General features: G+C 34.5%; 18 protein-coding genes. 5 read left to right on the top strand and 13 right to left on the bottom strand.

Annotated features, from left to right (window positions below; genetic code table 11):
• Positions 1 to 62: 62 nt before the first annotated feature.
• Complete coding sequence (locus AABD74_RS20020; RefSeq protein ID WP_232682753.1) at positions 63 to 3,581, bottom strand: nitrate reductase; 3,519 nt, start codon at positions 3,579 to 3,581, stop codon at positions 63 to 65.
• Between the two features lie 177 nt (positions 3,582 to 3,758).
• Between AABD74_RS20020 and AABD74_RS20015 the strand changes: the two genes are divergently transcribed.
• From AABD74_RS20015 to AABD74_RS19995, 5 genes are all read left to right on the top strand, one after another.
• Positions 3,759 to 4,463 carry a Crp/Fnr family transcriptional regulator gene (locus AABD74_RS20015; protein ID WP_232682754.1) on the top strand — a complete coding sequence of 235 codons (705 nt, stop codon included), beginning with the start codon at positions 3,759 to 3,761 and terminating at the stop codon, positions 4,461 to 4,463.
• A 338-nt stretch (positions 4,464 to 4,801) separates the two neighbouring features.
• The gene (locus AABD74_RS20010) at positions 4,802 to 6,241 is read left to right on the top strand and encodes an alginate export family protein (protein ID WP_406844064.1); all 1,440 of its coding nucleotides are present in this window, start codon (positions 4,802 to 4,804) and stop codon (positions 6,239 to 6,241) included.
• Between the two features lie 28 nt (positions 6,242 to 6,269).
• The gene (locus AABD74_RS20005; protein WP_232682756.1) at positions 6,270 to 7,499 is read left to right on the top strand and encodes a CmpA/NrtA family ABC transporter substrate-binding protein; all 1,230 of its coding nucleotides are present in this window, start codon (positions 6,270 to 6,272) and stop codon (positions 7,497 to 7,499) included.
• 24 nt (positions 7,500 to 7,523) lie between these two features.
• Positions 7,524 to 8,411: a nitrate ABC transporter permease gene (gene ntrB, locus AABD74_RS20000; protein ID WP_232682757.1), complete on the top strand. Its 888-nt coding sequence runs from the start codon at positions 7,524 to 7,526 to the stop codon at positions 8,409 to 8,411.
• Positions 8,412 to 8,525: 114 nt separating this feature from the next.
• Positions 8,526 to 9,332: an ABC transporter ATP-binding protein gene (locus AABD74_RS19995; RefSeq protein ID WP_232682758.1), complete on the top strand. Its 807-nt coding sequence runs from the start codon at positions 8,526 to 8,528 to the stop codon at positions 9,330 to 9,332.
• A 50-nt stretch (positions 9,333 to 9,382) separates the two neighbouring features.
• Here AABD74_RS19995 and AABD74_RS19990 read toward each other — a convergent pair whose 3' ends face one another.
• The 12 genes from AABD74_RS19990 to nirD form a co-directional block, all read right to left on the bottom strand.
• The gene (locus AABD74_RS19990) at positions 9,383 to 9,700 is read right to left on the bottom strand and encodes a type II toxin-antitoxin system RelE/ParE family toxin (RefSeq protein WP_232682760.1); all 318 of its coding nucleotides are present in this window, start codon (positions 9,698 to 9,700) and stop codon (positions 9,383 to 9,385) included.
• Entirely contained in the window at positions 9,700 to 9,939 is a 240-nt protein-coding gene (locus tag AABD74_RS19985; RefSeq protein ID WP_232682761.1) for a hypothetical protein, read from the bottom strand. The genes AABD74_RS19990 and AABD74_RS19985 overlap by 1 nt, the downstream gene beginning before the upstream one ends.
• Positions 9,940 to 10,061: 122 nt before the next feature.
• A complete protein-coding gene (locus AABD74_RS19980) occupies positions 10,062 to 10,682 on the bottom strand; it encodes a bifunctional 2-polyprenyl-6-hydroxyphenol methylase/3-demethylubiquinol 3-O-methyltransferase UbiG (protein WP_232682762.1) in 621 nt (206 codons plus the stop codon).
• A gap of 3 nt (positions 10,683 to 10,685) precedes the next feature.
• Positions 10,686 to 11,399: an endonuclease/exonuclease/phosphatase family protein gene (locus tag AABD74_RS19975; protein WP_406844063.1), complete on the bottom strand. Its 714-nt coding sequence runs from the start codon at positions 11,397 to 11,399 to the stop codon at positions 10,686 to 10,688.
• A gap of 29 nt (positions 11,400 to 11,428) precedes the next feature.
• Positions 11,429 to 12,133, bottom strand: coding sequence for a hypothetical protein (locus AABD74_RS19970; RefSeq protein ID WP_406844062.1), 705 nt, complete (start codon positions 12,131 to 12,133; stop codon positions 11,429 to 11,431).
• Between the two features lie 138 nt (positions 12,134 to 12,271).
• Positions 12,272 to 12,637: a hypothetical protein gene (locus AABD74_RS19965; RefSeq protein ID WP_406844061.1), complete on the bottom strand. Its 366-nt coding sequence runs from the start codon at positions 12,635 to 12,637 to the stop codon at positions 12,272 to 12,274.
• A gap of 139 nt (positions 12,638 to 12,776) precedes the next feature.
• Positions 12,777 to 14,045 (bottom strand): alginate export family protein, encoded by a 1,269-nt coding sequence (locus AABD74_RS19960; RefSeq protein ID WP_406844060.1) that lies wholly within the window; start codon positions 14,043 to 14,045, stop codon positions 12,777 to 12,779.
• A 77-nt stretch (positions 14,046 to 14,122) separates the two neighbouring features.
• Positions 14,123 to 15,628 carry a nitrate/nitrite transporter gene (locus AABD74_RS19955; RefSeq protein WP_232682767.1) on the bottom strand — a complete coding sequence of 502 codons (1,506 nt, stop codon included), beginning with the start codon at positions 15,626 to 15,628 and terminating at the stop codon, positions 14,123 to 14,125.
• A gap of 99 nt (positions 15,629 to 15,727) precedes the next feature.
• Positions 15,728 to 16,387, bottom strand: a complete 660-nt coding sequence (locus AABD74_RS19950) for a response regulator transcription factor (protein ID WP_232682769.1) — start codon at positions 16,385 to 16,387, stop codon at positions 15,728 to 15,730.
• Positions 16,388 to 16,923: 536 nt separating this feature from the next.
• Positions 16,924 to 18,735, bottom strand: a complete 1,812-nt coding sequence (locus AABD74_RS19945; RefSeq protein ID WP_406844059.1) for a type IV pili methyl-accepting chemotaxis transducer N-terminal domain-containing protein — start codon at positions 18,733 to 18,735, stop codon at positions 16,924 to 16,926.
• Positions 18,736 to 18,744: 9 nt separating this feature from the next.
• Entirely contained in the window at positions 18,745 to 19,329 is a 585-nt protein-coding gene (locus AABD74_RS19940) for a DUF4202 domain-containing protein (protein WP_406844058.1), read from the bottom strand.
• Between the two features lie 641 nt (positions 19,330 to 19,970).
• Positions 19,971 to 20,348, bottom strand: coding sequence for a nitrite reductase small subunit NirD (nirD, locus tag AABD74_RS19935; protein ID WP_232682772.1), 378 nt, complete (start codon positions 20,346 to 20,348; stop codon positions 19,971 to 19,973).
• Between the last annotated feature and the right edge of the window lie 148 nt (positions 20,349 to 20,496).

The raw sequence follows: 20,496 nt of genomic DNA, 5'->3' as shown, positions 1-20,496 counted from the left end.
TTTTAGTGTTCGGGTTTCGTCTTTAGTTTTTTACTGATCACTAAAAACCTGAACACTGACCACTAAACTTTACACTTCGCTAATATCTCTTTAACTTCTGTTTTACAGCTTCCGCAGCCTAAGCCGGCGCCTGTGTTCTTACATAAATCGGTGAAATTGCTGACCCCGCTTTTAATCGTTTCTTCGATGTTTCCGGCTCCAACCTGACTGCAGGAGCAGACTAATTTTCCTAAAACCGGTTTTGCGGTTGAACTTCCGCGAAGAAGTAAATTTCGTTTGTCTGATAATTCGATTTTGCTTTCGATCATCGTTTTGAATTCGGCGAACTCGCTTTTATCACCCATTAAGATGGCTCCGACAAGCAAATCATCCTTTACGATGCATTTTTTGTAATAACGTTTTTTCAAATCGGCAAAAACAATTTCTTCAAATGAATCGTCGTTTTCCGGGATTTCAATATCGCCGATACTGCAAAGATTTAAATCTTCGAGTTTTAAAATATTCATTAAGACCGAACCTTTGTAATAACTGCTGATATCGCCTGCTAAAAAGTTGGCCAGAATATCAGCTTGTTCTTCAGCGGCAGAGGTGATTCCGAATAGTTTATTGTTGAATTCGGCGATTTCTCCAATAGCAAAAATGTCTGGATTTGAGGTTTGGAGATACTGATTTACTTTTACACCGCGTCCGCAGGAAAGGCCGCTTTCTCGGGCAATTTCTATGTTTGGAATTGTTCCGATAGTATATACAATTGCATTTGCGGTAATGATCCTGCCACTTTTCAGTGCAATTTCAATTTCGTTTGGATTATCGGTTTCAAAAACGGTGCTGACTTCATTATCAAAATAAATCTGAATATCTCGAAGCTGAACCTCTTCGGCCAATAATTTACTGGAAATTAAATCCAGCTGACGTTCCATTAAACGGGAAGCTCTTTGAATTATGGTTGTTTTTACTTTTTTATGTTTTAAAGCAGCTGCCAATTCTAATCCTAGCAAACCTCCTCCAATAATAACAACATGCTGCTCTTCGGCTGGAAGATTGGTACTGTCTAAATGTTTTTTCAAGCGATCTGCATCTTCTTTGCGTCTTACGGTAAAACGGCCAGGAAGATGAAGCTGTGCATTTTCTGGAATAAAAGGACGGCTTCCGGTTGCAAGAATTAAGGAATCGAAAGTATGCGTTTCGCCTAAACTGTCTTTTATAATTTTGCTGGCTGTATCTATTTTATCAATCGCAACGCCGGCTTTCATAGTAATGTTGAGCTTGTTTAAAGCTTCGCCGTCTTTTACTTTTAAAAGCTGTTCCCAGCTGAATTCTCCCGTCATATATTCCGGTAGTAAAACGCGGTTGTAAAACGGGTTTATTTCATTCGAAAAAACAATAATTTCATCGGTTGTATTGAATTCCCGGTAGTTTTGAATAAATCGGAATGAAGCCGCACCGGCACCCACAATTGCAATTTTCTGAAAAGGTTTTACATATTTCGTAATCGAAACGGTAGTGAATTTAAAATCGGGTTCTTTTGAAACCGGATCAACAACAGTATTGGTTAAATTGTTGGTTCGGTTTAAATCATTTTCGAGTTGTTTTCCCCAATGCATCGGCAGGAAAACTACCTTTTCTTTGACAGAGTCGGTTACTTTTGCTTTTACCCGAACTTCTCCATTTTTACTCGAAACAATTACAATATCGCCGTTTTTAATATTGTTTTTGAAAGCATCGATAGGATTTATTTCTAAAACCGGACTTGGGGTGTGTGTCATTAATCGTGATACTTTTCCGGTTTTGGTCATCGTATGCCATTGGTCGCGAACTCTTCCGGTTGTTAAAATAAACGGGAATTGCGGCGTTGGCTGTTCTGATGTATTTTCAATTGCTGCCGGTAAATTGAAAATGGCTTTTTGCGACGGTGTATAGAATTTTTTATCGGTAAATAAACGGGGAGTTCCCTGATGTCCATAATCTGGAACGGGCCATTGAAAAGTCCCTTCGGTTTTTAAACGATGATAATTTAAATATGAAATATCGATGTTTGTGCCTTTGGTAAGGGCACAATGTTCTTTGTAAATTTCCTCGGTACTATTAAAATCAAAACCATTGAAATTCATTTTTTTAGCAAAACGAATTAAGATTTCGGCATCCGGAAGTGCTTCTCCAGGCGGATTAATTCCTTTTGGTAGATAAGAAATACGGCGTTCGGAGTTAGTCATCGTTCCTTCCTTTTCCAGCCATCCGGCAGCAGGCAGTAATAAATCGGCAAATTTTGCTGTATCGGCGTTGTGCGAAATATCCTGAACGACTACGAATTTGGCATTTTGTAATGCTTTTTCGATACGACGGGAATCAGGTAAACTTACTAACGGATTGGTGCAGATAATCCAAACAGCTTTCATTTTACCTGATTCCAGTGCATCAAACATTTCTGTTGCTGTTAAACCAGGTTTATCTGAAAGTTCGTCAACGCCCCAAAAATCTGCTACTTCTTTGCGATGCACGGGATTGGCAATGTCTTTGTGCGCTGCTAAAAGTGTAGCCATGCCTCCAACTTCACGCCCGCCCATTGCGTTTGGCTGTCCGGTTAAAGAAAAAGGCCCGGAGCCGGGTTTTCCTATTTGCCCGGTTAATAAAGAGAGATTCAGTAAAGCAGTATTCTTGTCAACCCCAACAGCACTTTGGTTTAAACCCATTGCCCAAAACGAAAGGAAACCTTTTGCTTTTCCGATGGTATCAGCAGCCAGCTTAATATCGTTTACCGGAATACCGCATAGTTTAGATGCTTTTTCAAGCGAAGTACTTAGAACCAAATCTTTGTATTGTTTGAAATTCTCGGCATTGTTTTTAACGAAATCGTGGTCTACATAGCCTTTTTCGATAATGCGTTTGGCGATTGCATGGTATAAAATAATGTCTGATCCGGGAATAATCTGTAAATGTATATCGGCAAAAGCGGCTGTATCAGTTCGCCTTGGATCGATTACGATTATTTTTGTTTTCGGATTTTTCTCTTTATGTTTTTCAATTCTTCTAAATAAAATAGGATGGCACCAAGCGGGATTTGCGCCGGTAATTAAAAGTGTATCGGCAAGTTCAATATCATCATAAGCAATTGGTACAGAATCTTCTCCAAAGGTTTTTTTATATCCCACAACGGCAGAACTCATGCAAAGTCTGGAATTGGTATCGATATTATTGGTCTTTAAAAAACCTTTTACCAATTTATTTACCAGATAATATTCTTCGGTTAAACATTGTCCCGAAATGTAAAATCCAACGCTGTCAGGACCATGTTTTTTTATAATTGAAGTAAAAACAGCTGCAGCTCTATCGAGAGCCGTATCCCAGCTCACACGCTCGAGCGGATACGATTTACTGCCGCGCATTTCCGGATATAAAATTCTATCTGAAGTATCGTTTACTACATAATGCAGATTCATTCCTTTAGAACATAACATTCCTTTATTGACCGGATGATCTTTGTCACCTTCTACCATCACGCCGTTTTTGGCATCGTTGGTTACGATTATACCGCAGCCAACGCCGCAATACGAACAGGTAGTTTTGATTTTGGTATTTTGCATTACAGTTCTTTTTTAGATACTATTTTTTGAATCTGCAGAGATTTAGATAAATCACTTATACAAAAATAAGTATTTTTACGTATAAATACTTATTTTTTTGAATTTTTTTTTCTATTTTTGATGAAAATAAATGAGGAACAACAAATTAGTTTTTAAATCGGTTAAAATTTAGGACTCATGAAAGACGAGCAAGCCATTTGTTATACCTGCGAAAACGAGAACTGTTTTATTAAAAAACATCTGCATCTGGAACAAATGAAACAATATGTTCAAAAGAAGCATAGTTTTGTTTGCAAAAAATCGCAGCAGTTTATTATCGAAGGTGCTCCAATTCAAGGACTTTATTTTATTTGTAAAGGAAAAGTAAAAACGGTTAAAACCGGAATTAACGGACGTGAACAAATCGTTCGTCTTACTAAAAATGGAGACACAGTTGGTTTTCGTGGTTTCGGGACCAGCAAACGCTATCTTATTGGAGCTTATGCTTTAGAAGATACGGTTTTGTGTAATTTCAGCAATGAAACCATGATGGAAATCCTTCAAAATGTTCCTGAATTTACTTATGCCTTAATGTTGTTTTATGCCGATGAACTTAATAAAAGCGAAAACAATATCCGTAAAATTGCTCATATGAATGTACGTGAGCGTGTTATCGATTTACTTTTATACATTCACCGAAAATTCGGTCAAATAAACGGCTTAATTGAAATTGAACTTTCAAGAAAAGAAATAGCAGACTTCGCCGGAACTACTGAAGAACAGGTTATTCGCGTTCTCTCAAGTCTTAAAAAAGAAGAACTTATCAAAACAGTCGGCAAAAGAATTGGTATTCTTGCTATTCCTAAACTTCAGTCAGAGATAATAGAACATAAGTATTTTTAGGGGTTTTAGATTTCATGTTTCAAGTTTCAGGTTTCAAGTTTCAGGTTCGCTAAATAACCATTGCAATCACATTCTCCATTCATCTTGCTTCTTGCATCTTACTTCTTTTTCACCATTCCAACAATTCTCTCATTATCTAATTAAGTTAAATTACGTAATTCCAGAGATCTCTTGTTTTAAAGGACCTGACACCAACATCATGCGAAAACGCAGAAAACAAATTGATTTTCAAGCGCTTTTTTTGGGTTAAAAAAAATGTTTTGATATGGTATAAGTATTGTACTTAAGTATTAGTACGTATATAAATTTGCTTCATACAAATCAAAAACATAATTATTATGAGCAAATTAACCAATCCTATATTAAAAACACGCAACACTAAATTTTTATCAAAACTTTCGAAATCTATTCTACTGGGGTTTGTACTTACGTTGTTGGGAAACTATGAAGCAAAAGCACAATTTACACTTACAGGTCAGTTAAGAGAACGTGTTGAAATGCGCGCCGGGCAAGGAACTTTGCAGCAAGAAGGTGATAAAGCTGCTTTATTTACAAGTCAGAGAACAAGATTAAATGCCGGATATTCTGGATATAGATTTAAAATTTTTACCGCTTTGCAAGATGTTCGTGTTTGGGGACAAGATGCTTCCTCTATCAACAGGACAACGACAGAAGCAAATAACGGAATTTTATTGCACGAAGCCTGGGCAGAGATTTTTTTGAACGACACTGTAAGTACAATTCAGAATCTGTCTATAAAAGCAGGACGTCAGGAAATTGCTTATGACGATCAAAAAGTCTTGGGAAGTTTAGATTGGCTGCAACAAGGAAGACGTCACGATGCGATTGTCTTTAAATTTGCCAATAAAGGCTGGACTGTTGATGTTGGGGCTGCTTTTAATCAGAATAAAGAAAATAATACAGGAACAATTTACAATGGTACAAATCCGGCTTATGGTGCAGGAACCAACGGAATTGGCACGATGTACAAGTCGTTTCAATATGCTTATGTGGGGAGAAAATTCTTCTTTGGTGACTTGTCCTTTTTATTTTTTAAAGATGATTTCAACAAATACACTTTAACGACTGCCGGAACACCTCCAGTTACTACAAAAGTAAACGGAACAGGAGTTTGGAGCCGAAATACAACAGGAATTTACTTCAATACCAATGTAACCCGAAAATTAAATTTAACAGGAAGCTATTATTATCAAGGCGGAAAAAATAAAGATGGACGATCACTAAACGCCAATTTGTTCTCGATTACGTCAACATTACAAGTAGGAAGGAAATTGTTTATTGGTCCCGGAGTTGACTTTTTATCTGGAGATGACGGAACAAAAACAGTTACGGCCGATTCAAAAGACAATCGCTTTGACCCACTTTACGGAACGCCTCATAAATTTTGGGGAAGCATGGATTATTTTTATGCTGCAAACGGTTTTGGAAAACAAGGTTTACTGAATTACTTCTTCAAAATAAAATACAATGCCAAAGACAATTTAAGTCTCGGATTGGATATTCACGGTTTTGAGTCGGGAAACACTTTGTCTAATGGGGCTGGTGGAAAACTAAATTCTTATTTAGGAACCGAACTTGATCTGCTAGTAAAATACAACCTAACCAAAATTATAAATATCGAAGCAGGTTATTCTTTTATGAAAGCCACCAATTCTATGGCTTCTGCAGCGGTTAAAAATGTTGCCAACGCCGATTTAAATCCACAGTTTGCTTATGTAATGCTAAATATCAAACCTAATTTTTTAGCTAAAAAATAATAATCAACAACTTTTAAATTTTGTAAAAATGAAAAATATACAGATAAATACAATAGAAGTTTTCAAAAGAATAATACTGACTTTAATACTCGTTTTAGCCGTTTCTTTTACAGAAGTTACAGCTCAAAATGATCCTGTAAAACTTGGATTTATTCCGTTAACAGATTGTTCTCCAATTGTAATGGCTAAAGAATTAGGGTTGTTTAAAAAATATGGAGTTGAAGTAGTGGTGACCAAAGAATCTTCATGGGCCAATGTTCGTGACAAAATTTTAACTGGTGAATTAGACGGAGCGCACTGTCTATATACAATGCCGTTTTCGGTTTATACCGGGGTAGGAGGGAAAGCAGGTTCTGAAATGAAAATCGCCATGATGTTGAATGTTAACGGTCAGGCTATAACACTTTCGAATGATTTTTGCGGAAAAGTAGGTTTCAAACAAATGAATAAAATTGCGCCTGTTGTGGCGGCCAAACTTAAGGCAGAAAAAGAAGTGACTTTTGCCATGACTTTTCCCGGAGGAACGCACGATTTATGGCTAAGAAACTGGATGGCTATTGCTGGTGTAAATCAAAAAACATCTAAAATTATTACGATTCCGCCGCCGCAAATGGTGGCAAACATGAAAGTTGGAAATATGGATGGTTATTGCGTTGGAGAGCCTTGGGGTGGTGTTGCAGTAAAACAGGGAATTGGTTTTACACAAGTGGCTTCACAAGACATCTGGAAAGATCATCCTGAAAAAGCTTTGGTTGTTAATAAGGAATTTAGTGAAAAACGCAGAACTGATCTTGTAAAAGTGATGAAAGCGGTTCTGGAAGCTTGTATCTGGCTGGACAATCCGGCGAATCGTAAAAAAGCTGCTGCGATAATAGGGAAAGCACCTTATGTAAATGCTCCTGCAGATGTTATTGAAAATAGATTAATGGGAAATTATGATTTAGGCTGTAATCAGGGAACAGAAGTTTACACTAAAGATTATATGCTGTTTTACAAAAGCGGCTTGGTTAATTACCCTAGAAAATCATACGCGATTTGGGCAATGGCACAATATGTTCGATTTGGGTATTTGAAAGAAGCTCCAAATTACAAAGCAATTGCCGATAAATTGATTTTGCAGGATTTATACGAAGAAGTAGCCAAAAGCCTGAAAGTAAAAGTACCAAATGATGATATGAAACCTTTCTCGCTAACGATGGATAAAACGGTTTTTGATCCTTCAAACCCGGAGGCTTATTTAAAAGCGGCTAAAAAATAATTTTCAAATTTAAATCAGAATATCATGTCTAATAAAGATACTTTAACGCTAAACGATATCGCAGATCAAACAGAAGTTTTGATGGAAAACACCGCAATTGATGCCGGAAAAAATGAAAAATGGAAATTGATTTTAAATTCAATTTCCATTAAACTAAAATCAACAGCTTTGGCAGGAATCGGAATTGCTTTGTTTATTGGTTTTTGGAGTTTATTAAGTTATTATACTAAAGAGGCACTTCCTGGACCTTTGGCCACCTTTACAGTTTTAAAAGAAATGTTAAGCGATCCGTTTTATGATTACGGACCCAATGATAAAGGAATAGGACTGCAGTTATTCAATTCAATAAAAACCGTTTTGCTGGGCTTTTTATTAGGTTCTTTAGTTGCAATTCCAATTGGGATTTTAATGGGAGCGAGTACGATTTGCAAACAAATTATGTACCCAATTGTACAGCTTTTAAAACCGGTTTCGCCTTTGGCATGGTTTCCTATTGGATTGGTCGTTTTTAAAGATACCGGTTTGGCAGCGATTTTTATCGTTTTCATTACATCCTTATGGTCCACTTTAATCAATACTTCTTTTGGAATTGCTTCAATTCCTCAGGATCATAAAAATGTAGCAAAAGCATTCGGTTTTTCTAAGATGCGTTACCTCACCAAAATATTGATTCCGTATAGTTTGCCTCATATCATTACCGGACTGCGTTTGAGTATCAGCGTGGCGTGGCTTGTAATTGTTGCCGGAGAAATGCTTTCCGGCGGTGCCGGAATAGGATTTTTTGTGTGGGACAGCTGGAATGCCTTAAGTTTAGAAAAAGTAATTTCTGCTATAATCATTATTGGAATAGTTGGTTTATTATTTGATAAATTTTTCACTTTCATCGAAAATAAAGTGGCTTACAAAGCTTAATCAGAGGTGCAAAGGTTCAAAGTTGCAAAGGGACAAAGGTAGGCCGCCTGAAACTTGAAACCTGAAACTCTCAGAAATCTAAAATCAACAATCTAAAATCTAAAATCCAACATTATGAGTTATTTAGAAATCAAAAATTTAGAGATATCATTTCCAACTCCAAAAGGTAAATACATTGCCGTTCACGATATTAATTTATCTATTCAAAAAGGAGAAATCATTTCGATTATAGGACATTCGGGCTGTGGAAAATCGACTATTATGAATGCTATTGGAGGCATGCTTACGCCAACTGGAGGTTCTGTTGAGCTGGCCAGTCAAAAAATAAAAGGACCGGGACCGGATCGCGGAATCGTTTTTCAGAACTACTCGCTTTTACCTTGGTTAACAGTAGAGGAGAATATCTTTCAGGCTGTCGATTCGGTTATGAAATGTTCCAAAAAAGAAAAACATGAGATCGTGATTCAGAATCTTAAAAGGGTGAATTTATTCGAACATAAAGATAAACTGCCGGGACAGCTTTCGGGCGGAATGAAACAACGTGTTGCTATTGCGAGGGCTTTTGCAATCAATCCGGGCGTATTGCTTTTGGATGAGCCTTTTGGAGCTTTAGATGCCTTAACAAAAGGATCGATGCAATTGGAAGTCTTGAAATTATGGAACCTGGACAATAGAGAAAAAACAATTGTAATGATTACGCATGATATTGAAGAAGCGTTGTTTTTATCTGATCGAATTGTAGTTTTGAATAATGGTCCGGCATCAACCATAAGAGAAATTGTTGAAGTGCATCTGCCTAGACCAAGAAATAAAATCGAAATTGTAAAAATGCCTGAGTATATTGCTTTAAGAGATAAATTGCTGCATTTATTGACAGACAAATTTTCTATTGAAGATATGGGAATGAAGTATAAAAATTAATTAGAATTTAATTGAGATGTTCTGTTGAGACGCACTGCTGTGCGTCTCTGTTATTTTGTTCGTTTAATCTTTACAGGATTTTGTCTGGTATCAAAAACGTCTGAAATTTTTATCAACTTTTTATCATCGTCAATACAATAAATGATCTTGTAATTGTTACAAGTTAGATATAAGTATCTATTTTCTCTGTCTAATAAAAGATCTTCAACTTGTGCTGAAAATGTATTATTTATAAGTTTTTTGGGTTCAGAAATGATTTCTTTAATGATTTTTTTAGCAACTTTAATTCCCGCTTTTTCAAGATAATAGTTATAGATTTTATCAATTTCATTTTCTGCAAATTCAGACCATATAACTTTCAATTTCATTACTTATATTTTTCTAGAAGTTGTGAAGTTGTTTTATATTTTCCTTTTTTAAAATCATCTTCTGATTGATCAATTCTGTTATTAAATTCTTCAATAGAAAATGGACTCAAAAAATCACTTTCATCTTCATTTTTTTTGTTTCTGCTTTTTAATAAATTTTCAAGCTGAGAAATTACTTCTTCACTTTGAATTTTTAGAAACTCCTGTACAAATTCTATTTTTCTAGTCTGTAAATCCATCTCATTAGTATTTTTCCAAATTTACGAATTATCTTGGATATGAATATTTTTTTGATTGTATTTTTAAAATACTGTTTAGTAGAATTATAGTTCGACTAGAAAAATAAGTCAAATTGAGTTTTTTATTTCTTTTTCCCAATAAATCGAATTACAGAACCTGTTCCGTTATGAAATAAACCTTCGTTGAGTTCGATTTCTTTTTCTTCTAATTCGATGATTTCATAATCTGGGAAATCCGCTTTAATTTCTTCAATTGAAAATAGAGATTCAATGTCTTTTGGTCCGCCCACTTTTTCGTTTATGGCAAGATATTCTAAATGTTTTTTGCTGAAAGCTTCAAAAATAATAATACCATTTTTACGTAATAATTTATCAAGCTGTCTATGAATAGCCGATTTAATTTCTGCTGGAAAATGAGCGTAAATTAAAGCAATCGTATCAAATTGTTCTTGTTGAAAATCCAGAGTTTCTAATTCGCCAACCTGATAATCAATTGAAACATTATTAGCATCAGCAAGTTTTAAAGCTTTGTTTTTTCCTTCTTCACTAATATCAAAAGCGGAAACTTTCCAGCCCGATTTTGCGGCAAAAACGGCATTTCTTCCTTCGCCTTCAGCAGGAAAAAGTATAGTACCGGGATTTAGCTTTTCCAGTTGATCTCTTAAGTAATTGTTGGGTTCTTCGCCGTAAGCAAATTCTTCACTGCTGTAGCGGTCGTCCCATCGCTGAGTCCAGTTGTTCATGGTTTATATATTGAATTTAATTATTAAGGGTTTGTGGTCACTGAGCGTAGTCCAGTCTTGATATGTTCCTATTTGAACACTTTCAAGAGTTTCAATAAAATCATTTGAAGCAAAACAGTAATCCAGATGATACGGTTTGTTCTCGTGTCTATAAAGGTATAAAGTTGGATGTTCTTCTTTGCCCTGAATTTGATTAAAATATTTATGATAAGTACTAAAAATATTTTTGTCTCCCAGTTTGTTTACAACCGTTGTATGATTTCCTTCTCGTCGTGGTTTGTCCCAAATAGTATTGCTGTTGAAATCTCCAATTAAAATGGTTTTGGTTTCTTTAATAAGATCTTCATAATAGTTAATCGCTTTCCAAACCTGGGTAACATATTGTCCGTCTTTATCTTCAGGATTGTTTGCCCAGATTGCAAATAAAGTAAAATCGATTTTTCCATGAGTAACGGCTATTGGAAGAATATTTTTGAAAATTGGATTATGGCAATCGAGCAATTGAAATCGATAATCGCTATAAGAGAAAACTCCAATTCCTTTATGCGGATTTGTGCCGTACCAAAGAATATCATTTGGTAATTGTGTTTCGTTTGGAAATTTTAATTTTTCAGGATTTTCACACTCTGAAATTACAGCAATATCAGGATTATGGGCTAGAATGAATTCTGCTTTTTTTCTGAATGCCATGTTGCAATTCCAGGCTATGAGTTTCATTTATTGGAAAATTTAAAAATAGAAAAAGACTAAGCAACCCAAGTTCCTTCAACGTCATCAATAATCCATTTATTATTGGCTTTTTTAATATAAATTCGAAATCCTTGTCCGCAACGGTCACCACAAGCAAAGCCACCATCTAAAATTCCAAATTTTTTATCCTTGTCAAATTGTATTCTGGAAAAGAAAACTGCTCCGGAAAAAACAAAATCGTATTTGGCTAACCAAATCAGACCTCTTTCTTTTGGAAATTGAGAAATATTTCTGAGTTCAAATTTATTGTTGAGTTTTATGTTTTTAAAATCAAAAACGTATTCACTTTCTTTTTTTTCTTTTGATATATAAATTTTAGCGTTTTTAAAGTGTTTTTGGAAATCTTCTCTTAGATTTTGACTGTTATCTTTTAGTAATGGATCAAAAGCAACAATAATTTTCGAAGTATCTTTTTTAATTTTTTCTGTATTGATTTTCCATTCTAGTAATTTTCGCTTTTGTTCTTCCGTAGCTTTTGTACTATCAACTCCAATATAATGACCTGTTTTATCATATATTGATTCTCCATATTTGGGTGGGAAATTTGTAAAGAGTCTTATATCTATGCATGTTGAATCGATTAAACTTGGAAAAATTTCAGTCATTACATTTTTCTCAAATTCTAAATCTTTGATTTTCTTTTCACAACTAGAAAAAAGGATAACTACTATTAGCAATGCTAAGTTTAAAAGTTTCTTCATATATCAAATATAGCAATTTAAAAAGCAAAAAAAAGTTTAAGGAAAACCAAAAAAATACCCTTTTCCAAAACTGAAAAAGGGTAAATTAAAAATGTATATTTTAGAAAATTAGATTAAATAGTTTTGTATTTTTTAATCTTAACCAACAAATTTTGTTTCGCCACTATTAATGTCAATTTCTGCAAAATTATGTTTTCCGATAACTATAAGCAGTTTGTTTGCATTATATCCTACATATCTTATTTCAGGTTCTCCTTTTTTTGGTTTTCCGCAAACAGAAATTACATTCGTCTGCCATTTCAATTTACTTCTTTTGTAGGCAGATATGGTTTGTAAATCATTTTCAACATAATAAATAATGTTGTCTTTTTTAATTCCTCTTTTTGGTGTTTTTGCAAAGTTTATTTCTGAGTTTTTTGAAATTAAGGCATCATTATATTTTTGAGCGATGCCTGTTTGAGCTGCAATAAAAGTTAACATTGATAATTTTAGAAATTGTTTCATTGGGGATAGAATTTGGGGTTCGTAATCGATTCAAATATAAATAATTAAACGAGATATACTAAGTTTTTTGTAAATAAAAAAAATACCCTTTTCCGAAATAGGAAAAGGGTAAAATATATAAGTTGATTTTGAAGAAAAATTATTTTTTCCAGCTAAAAATTCTTGGATTTACAGAAATCATTAACCAAGCCCAATTGTTGGTATGGCTGGCATCTCCGCCTTTAACAAATTCCAAAGTTTTAGAACCAAACATTTGAGAGTAACCTCCTGAAACTGTAATGTCTTTTTTGAAGTTATATCCAAAAGCTGCGTCAATCTCAGTTCCTAAATATGATTCAAGTTTTTCATTTGCAGGTGTAACAACATCAGCAGCTGATAGGAATACGTGCGGAATCAAAGCAAACTGCCATTTGTTTACATTGTAATTTAATTTGATAAATGCATCTTGTAAACCTACACTGTTTAAGTAATTTCCAACATAAAAATAATCCATATAACCGTTAAAACCGTGGTTGGTACCAAAAATTGGGTTGAACGATTTAATAACAGTACTTGTGTCATTTGTATCTTTTCCTGAAAGGAATTCATATCCTAAACCAGCTTTAAAAGAATCAGTTATGCTATAATTAAAATTAGCCGCCGCATTCCACGCGCTCACTTGCAAATCTGTGCTTTTCCCAGTTTGTCCGTATGCCCAAAAATTAGTATCAATTTTACCTTTTTTATAAGTTAGATAAGGTCCAAAAGTTTGTTTGTAATCTACCAATAGTTTGGTAGAAGGGGCAGGATCAGGAGCATATTCGTAACCAGTATTTAGTAATAAGAAACTCAAACCAAAAGCTTCGTTAAATTGATTGTGATACCACACATATTGTAGAGTTTTATAACTGGCAACAGTATAAGGTGTCTGAACCACATTTTCGGCAGTTGAGTTATAAGCTCCCCCGAAATCTAATTTTTGTTTTTCGGTTTGATACGAAATTGTAAGTGCATCATGGCTTTGTGCCTGTTGTCCCCAATCTTGTTCTCCTAAAATACGCTGATTATCATAAGAAAGTACCTGGCGTCCCATTCTGGCACTCCATTTTTCAGTAAAATTATATTGCGCCCAGGCTTCAAAAACAGCTACTCCATTTTTATCTGCGGTAGCTGCAGGAACAACATCTCCCCAGGTTCTGGTATTTTGCAGAGTTAATTTTACAGTTAAATCTTCTTGTTTATAATTGAAATTTAAACGAGAACGCTGCGAGATTTGTGACGTCCCCTTCTGGCCTTCCGGCAGAAGTTGTTTATATCCGTTTCGGTATTCAAAACGAGGTCTTATTTGTAAATTTACGTCTAATTCTTGTGCTTGCAGAGCCGCGCCAGTACCAAAAAGTAACAGAGCAATTAATTTTATTTTTTTCATAAAACTGGTATCTTTATTTTGATACCGTAAAATTATAAGAAAATTAAGCCTTTATGAATGATAAAAGTCATTATTTTTCAATTTAATTGGTTTACAGGTACAAGCTGTTGCTTTTCAATTGTTTTTACTGGTACAGGTTGTTTTTTGCTGGCGCTTTTGGTAATTGCATAGTGCATCCAGACCAAACATCCGATTGAAAAAAGCAGAATAAAAATCCATGAACTTGACCAGATTCCGGTTGCAGTTAATAAATACCCAAAGATAATAGGCCCAAAGAAACCGCCCAAGCCTCCAATCATTCCAACCATTCCGCCAACAACACCAACTTCATTTGGGAAATATTCTGGGATATGTTTGTAGACTGCAGCTTTTCCAATTCCCCATGAAATTCCAATTAGGATTACCAAAACAAGGAATACCCACATATTGGCATCAAACTTAATAACTGTAATTCCTTTAGCCAGAAGTTCTTTTTTCTTTACACTTTGGTTTTCTGCAACTACAACTTGCTGCCATGACGTAGAAGTTGGAAAAATAGCATTTTCAGTATTATTTTCTTTTTTTTGTGCGACCGCAAAATCTGTTTCACCAATCTTAATATTGTCGTTGGTAACAGCTGTAATAGTTCCTTTTTTGGTTGCCAAAACTCCTGGTCCAGCAGTTGTAATTTCCATTTTCGGGACAGCTAATAAAGCACTTAAAATTACCGATGAGCCTAATACCCAATACATCACTTTTCGTGCACCAAATTTATCCGATAAATAACCTCCAAAGGCTCTAATTACACCAGAAGGAAGGCTGAACATAGTAGCAAACAAACCGCCCATAACTAAACTGGTTTGATAAACGTTCATGAAATTTGGCAATAACCATTGTGAATAGGCTACAAAACAGCCAAAAACTAAAAAGTAATAGGCTCCAAAACGCCAAACTCGTGTCGATTTTAACGGAACCAGCATTTGAGAAATAGTTTTAGTATTGCTTTGTGCTTTTTTATTTTCAGTGAAAATCAAAAAAGCGATTCCAATTACGACTAAAGAAACTGCATAAATAACAGGAAGTATTTTCCAGCCGTTTTGCGGATCATTAATTGAAAAATGATTTAATAGTGAAGGAGCTAAAAATGTTGTAATAGCTGCGCCGGCATTTCCCATTCCGAAAATTCCCAGAGCGCGTCCCTGCCATTCTTTTGGATACCAAATAGATGTATAACCAATTCCGACTGCAAAACTAGTTCCTACCATTCCGAAGAAAAAGCTTAGTAAGGCAAACATAAAAAAGCTGTCGGCATAGGGAAGGAGAAACAACGGAATTGAACTGAGAAGCAGTAAAAGTGAAAAAACGTATTTTCCTCCAAATTTATCTGTCAGGATTCCTATAGGAAGACGCATAATAGATCCTGTTAGAATTGGAATACCAAGAAGCCATCCTACCTGAACAACGCTCCAGTGAAAAATTCCGTTATCAACCAGAAAGGTTACTAAAACCCCGTTTAAAGTCCAGCAGGCAAAACACACGGTAAATGCCAGTGTGTTTAAGAATAATATCTTGTGTGATTGCGATAATGAGCTTGTATTTTTCATAGCACTTATATTTTTTTTTGTAAAAATAAGTACTATAACTTAGTAAAAAGATGCGAAAACGCAGTTTTTGAAAAATAATTACGTATTTATACGTATTTTTTAAATCAAAGAATATTCTGCTGCTTTGTTAGAAAGTTCCATTAGGTTTTTTACTTTCAGTTTTTTCATCAGGTTGAAACGATGTACTTCGGCAGTTCGTTTACTAATATCAAGTGCTTCGGCAATTTCTTTGTTTCCTTTTCCGGATAATAAGAGTGTCAGGATTTCTTTCTCTCTTTTTGTAATCATCATTTCGTCGCCTAAGCTTTGTTTAGGTTCTAATGAATTAGAAGGGTTTGTCAATTGACCAATTAAGATAGAAGAAATATCTCCACTAAAATATTTTCCGCCCGCAGCAACGGTATGAAGTGCTTTTAAGAATTCTTCCTTGCTGGAACCTTTTAATAAGTAACCATCGGCGCCGGCTTTTATGGATTTCAATACGTATTCTTCGGATTCGTGCATCGAAAGCATGATAATTTTTATGCTATTATTTTCGCTTCTAAGTTTTTCTACTAGTTCGATGCCGGTTAGATTTGGCATACGAATATCAGCAATAAGTAAATCGGGTTTGCTTTCTGCCACTACGTCAAGAGCATCAGCACCATCAATTGCTTCACCTACAACCTCAATGTTTGCTTCGTTTTCTAATAAGGATTTGATTCCGTCTCTAACAAAAACATGGTCATCTGCCAGCACTACACGAATGATATTACTCATAGTTTACTTAATTTTATTCTGGATTTTTACGTATATTCATCTATAAAGAAGACGCTAATATACGTAATTTTTTAGATTTTAAATTGTAACATTAAAAATTCTAATGTTAGGAATTCTAAATTACAAAATTGTACTTAGTATTGTCAGGCTGAGCGAAGTCGAAGCCCTGCAAAGATTGTCGATTAAGACTGCACGGGCTTCGACTTCGCTCAGTCTGACAAGATTGTGTTTAACTTTGTTAAAGTTCTCAAAACTTTGACAAAGTTTGTTTTTTAATTGCTTCCAGCTTTAGCTGGAGGCTTTTATAGATAAAAGAAAGGCTTTAGCCAAATTTGTAAGTTTGGTTAAAGCCTTTTTGATGCTTTTTTGTATACCTTCAGCTAAAGCTGGTGGCAATTGATTTTATTTGATTTTTAATTGTGGATTTACTTTGTGCGGGCTTCGACTTCGCTCAGCCTGACAAGATCGTGGTCAACTTTGTCAAAGTTTTCTAAGCGTAAAGTATTTGGAATTTGGAATTAAAAAAAATGGAATTTCTACTTAAGTATCGGAATATTAAAAGTAATCCTTGTGCCTTCGCCGGGAATTGAGTTGATGAAAACGCGGCCGTTAATGTATTGAATTCTTTCTTTCATAAACAATAATCCCATGCCTGATTCGCTGTTTCGTTTTTTGTAAACTGAGTTAATGTTGAAACCTTTTCCGTTATCATCAATAATAACGCTTAAAAGTGTCTCACTATGCGAAAGCTGTACGATAATATGCGTTGATTCTGCATATTTTATGGCATTGTTGATGGCTTCCTGTGTAAGTCGATATATATTGATTTCGATTAAAGAATCTAAACGCTGGTCAAAATTGGTTTTGTTGTAAAACAGAATTTCTTTTCCGGTAAGTTTAGAAAGCTCTTGTGTTAATTTAGAAAGAGATGAAACGATTCCATGATCGCTTAACTCCGGGGGCATTAAATTGAAAGTTGCCGTGCGGACACCTTTTATAATATCAAGTGATAATTTTTTAAGGTATTCTATTTTTTGAGCAGCTTTTTCTTTGTCTTCTAAATTGATACTTTCCAGACTAAATTTTAAACCGGTAAGCATTTGACCAATTCCGTCGTGAATTTCTTTGGCGATTCGGTTTTGTTCGTTTTCCTGATTTTCAACAATTTTGCTTGAAATAATCTTTTGCTGATTGATTTTTTCAGTGATGTTTTCAAGATTTAAACGCTCGACTTCGCGCTGTGCTTTTTTACGTTCGGTAATGTTGAAACAAATAATCAAAAGTTCTAATTCGTCTTTTTTAATTGTTACGGGAACCATTGATAAATCCAGCCAGATGGTTTGATCCTCTTTATTTAAAATTTTGATTTCGCCCTGCCAGCCGCTTCTTTGTTTTTCAAAAATAAGACGGTCAATATTGATTTGTTCTTTTTCGTCAATCGTTAAAACTTCTGAGAATTTTTTGTTTGATGAAAATTTGGTGTAGTTTAAAAGTTTGGCAAATTTTTCTCCAATATGAATAATCGAACCATCAGGCGCAATTCGGCAATAGAGTAATGTATTTTCCATTGCATAATTGAGCGACTTTAATTCTTTAACCGAATTTTCTTTGATTTCGCTGATGATTTCTGTGTCGTAAGCCAGTTTTAAAGCCTTTTTTTCCGAAGATAAAAGTTTGGCTATTAATCTTTCGATTTTCTTATTTGTGGGTTTAAAAATGAAGAAAAACTCTAAAAGCAGTACCAATAGGGTGAAGCCAAAAATCCAAAATTCTATTTTACGCTGTTCTGTTACTTTTTCGTGTGCTTCAAGATCGTATTGTGTAACGATTTGATTCATTTTTGAAAGAAAGGAACCTTCGTTTTCTAGAATTACCTGTACAAGTTTTTGATTTTCTTCGGATTGTTTTTTCTGTTTTAAATTCAATAAAAACAAATCAGTAGTCTCCGCGATTTTATTGAAAATCGGATTGATTTCGAGATATAATTTATGGAGTGTTTCGCTTTTTTCTTTTGGAAAAGCTAAACTGTCACTGCCGTTTTTGAGTGCGTTTTGGCTTTTTTTCCAAAGAGATAAAACATTTTGTAAATGTGAGGTTTGTTTAGAAGAAACGGTATCAGAAACGTAATGAAGAATTAGAACTTCTTTTACAATTTTCTGACTCAGCATTCTCTGCCTTCCCGAAAAATTGATGATTTTAGAATCGCTTAACTGCTGATTCAGATTGTACTGAACTAAAGCTTGGCTGATAATTATGGTTAAGGCAATAGTAAGAAGCGCAAAAAAATACAGACGGCGTAAATTTTTGAATGTGATTTTATCTGCAGCTTCCTGATTGCTTTTCTTCATATAATCAGTTTACAATCCTAAAGAAGCTTTTATCAGGTTTAAATTTTCTTCAGAATAATTGATTTTTAAGGCTTCCTGATGTCCTTTGTCAGACATTTTATCCCAGGTTTTTTTGATGATGTTTTTTAGTTTTTCTTCATCGTGTTTATGAACAAAAGGCTCTAAATAATACTCTAAAAACACCAGACAGATAACATCTTCTAATAATTGTGTTTCGTGATCTTTTTTAAGTAATTTTTTCTCTATTAAAAATGAAACACGGTCTATGAAAGTCTGGTCGTAACCTGCTTTTACTAAAATTTCGGCAGTGGTTTTTGAGTGAAATTTTTTCAATTCTTCTCTCCATTTCAAATAACCAACACGATCCATAGGAAACGATTCACGTGCTACTTTCCATCGACAGATGTGCTGCGCTTTTGACGCAATCTGAATTTCTTCTGAAGCATTGGGGTCAAACTGCATCAACCTTTCGTACATCCTGTTTGAATACAATAATTCTTTTGGATATTCTTTGTTTTGATCGATGTCGATATTTGGATCTTGTGCGTTTTCGGCATCAATCCATTCGCTGGCTTTTTGAAAAGGTGTACTCATTTTTTTGAAGATAATAGATTTCAAAGATACGGAATTAAGTTTTTTTCGCCGCGAATTTCACGAATTAGCACGAATTATTATTTTATTATTTTGCCGCAGATTAGAAGATTTTCACTGATTTGATCCTAAAAATCCTTTAATCTGTGGCAGTAAATCAATTATTTCTATTGTTTTTGTTATTTGGATTTCAAAGATATTGAGTTGGGTTTTTTTGCTGCGAATTTCACAAATTAGCACGAATTATTATTTTTTTTTGCCGCAGATTGGAAGGTTTTCACTGATTTAATCCTAAAAATCCTTTAATCTGTGGCAATAAATCAATTATTTCTATTGTTTTTGTTATTTGGATTTCAAAGGTATTGAGTTGTTTTTTTTCGCCGCGAATTTCACGAATTAGCACGAATTATTATTTTATTTTTTGCCGCAGATTGGAAGGTTTTCACAGATTTAATCTTAAAAATCCTTTAATCTGTGGCAATAAATCAATTATTTCTATTGTTTTTGTTATTTGGATTTCAAAGATATTGAATTGGGTTTTTTCGCTGCGAATTTCACGAATTCCATTAATTTAATTCGTGTTAATTCGTGGCAAAATAATTTTAATCTGTGAATCCCAATAGCTATCGGGAGTGGCTTTTAAACTAATCTATAAATCCAACAAACACTTCGTTTTCAATGATCTTAATTGGGTATGTTGCAATTTTATAATCGTCGCCATTTAAGTTAGAACCATCTACTAATGAAAATGTTTTTTTATGCATAGGACAGGCAATTTTTGGAATATCATCTGCAGATCCTGTCATTCCTCTTGATAGTACCATTTCCATTTTATGCGGACATGCATTTTGGCAGGCGTACCACTCGTTACGACGTGTAAAATTAAAAATAGCAATCTGTTTGTTTTTGTATTTAATACAGCCGCCGCGATTGGTCGGGAAATCTTCAACTTTGCCCGCTTTAAACCAAATTGTTGCGTCGTTTGCATGGACTGTTTCGTATTGATTTAAGATTTCTTCCATTTTAAGTTTGTTTTGATTTCCTGTTTCTTAGCCCTCTTTTTACAATCAAGAGAGTTTTGATGGCGCAGTAAAAAAGAGGGTAAGAAGGACAGCAAACGTTATTGATATTTTTTTGTTTTTTTTTGGAGCTTATTTTTGTTTTTTGAAA

It is taken from the genome of Flavobacterium soyae (assembly GCF_045348165.1).
Taxonomy (GTDB): Bacteria; Bacteroidota; Bacteroidia; order Flavobacteriales; family Flavobacteriaceae; genus Flavobacterium; species Flavobacterium soyae.
This window is presented reverse-complemented; position numbering and strand designations above follow the sequence as displayed.

What these genes read in the sequence shown, in the direction of transcription:
- AABD74_RS19985 (WP_232682761.1), bottom strand. Translation starts at nt 9,939, where the DNA reads ATGGATTTACAGACTAGAAAAATAGAATTTGTACAGGAGTTTCTAAAA.
- AABD74_RS20015 (WP_232682754.1), top strand. Translation starts at nt 3,759, where the DNA reads ATGAAAGACGAGCAAGCCATTTGTTATACCTGCGAAAACGAGAACTGT.
- AABD74_RS20020 (WP_232682753.1), bottom strand. Translation starts at nt 3,581, where the DNA reads ATGCAAAATACCAAAATCAAAACTACCTGTTCGTATTGCGGCGTTGGC.
- AABD74_RS19990 (WP_232682760.1), bottom strand. Translation starts at nt 9,700, where the DNA reads ATGAAATTGAAAGTTATATGGTCTGAATTTGCAGAAAATGAAATTGAT.
- AABD74_RS19995 (WP_232682758.1), top strand. Translation starts at nt 8,526, where the DNA reads ATGAGTTATTTAGAAATCAAAAATTTAGAGATATCATTTCCAACTCCA.
- AABD74_RS19980 (WP_232682762.1), bottom strand. Translation starts at nt 10,682, where the DNA reads ATGAACAACTGGACTCAGCGATGGGACGACCGCTACAGCAGTGAAGAA.
- AABD74_RS19955 (WP_232682767.1), bottom strand. Translation starts at nt 15,628, where the DNA reads ATGAAAAATACAAGCTCATTATCGCAATCACACAAGATATTATTCTTA.
- AABD74_RS19975 (WP_406844063.1), bottom strand. Translation starts at nt 11,399, where the DNA reads ATGAAACTCATAGCCTGGAATTGCAACATGGCATTCAGAAAAAAAGCA.
- AABD74_RS19960 (WP_406844060.1), bottom strand. Translation starts at nt 14,045, where the DNA reads ATGAAAAAAATAAAATTAATTGCTCTGTTACTTTTTGGTACTGGCGCG.
- ntrB (WP_232682757.1), top strand. Translation starts at nt 7,524, where the DNA reads ATGTCTAATAAAGATACTTTAACGCTAAACGATATCGCAGATCAAACA.
- AABD74_RS19950 (WP_232682769.1), bottom strand. Translation starts at nt 16,387, where the DNA reads ATGAGTAATATCATTCGTGTAGTGCTGGCAGATGACCATGTTTTTGTT.
- AABD74_RS19945 (WP_406844059.1), bottom strand. Translation starts at nt 18,735, where the DNA reads ATGAAGAAAAGCAATCAGGAAGCTGCAGATAAAATCACATTCAAAAAT.
- AABD74_RS19940 (WP_406844058.1), bottom strand. Translation starts at nt 19,329, where the DNA reads ATGAGTACACCTTTTCAAAAAGCCAGCGAATGGATTGATGCCGAAAAC.
- nirD (WP_232682772.1), bottom strand. Translation starts at nt 20,348, where the DNA reads ATGGAAGAAATCTTAAATCAATACGAAACAGTCCATGCAAACGACGCA.
- AABD74_RS20010 (WP_406844064.1), top strand. Translation starts at nt 4,802, where the DNA reads ATGAGCAAATTAACCAATCCTATATTAAAAACACGCAACACTAAATTT.
- AABD74_RS19970 (WP_406844062.1), bottom strand. Translation starts at nt 12,133, where the DNA reads ATGAAGAAACTTTTAAACTTAGCATTGCTAATAGTAGTTATCCTTTTT.
- AABD74_RS19965 (WP_406844061.1), bottom strand. Translation starts at nt 12,637, where the DNA reads ATGAAACAATTTCTAAAATTATCAATGTTAACTTTTATTGCAGCTCAA.
- AABD74_RS20005 (WP_232682756.1), top strand. Translation starts at nt 6,270, where the DNA reads ATGAAAAATATACAGATAAATACAATAGAAGTTTTCAAAAGAATAATA.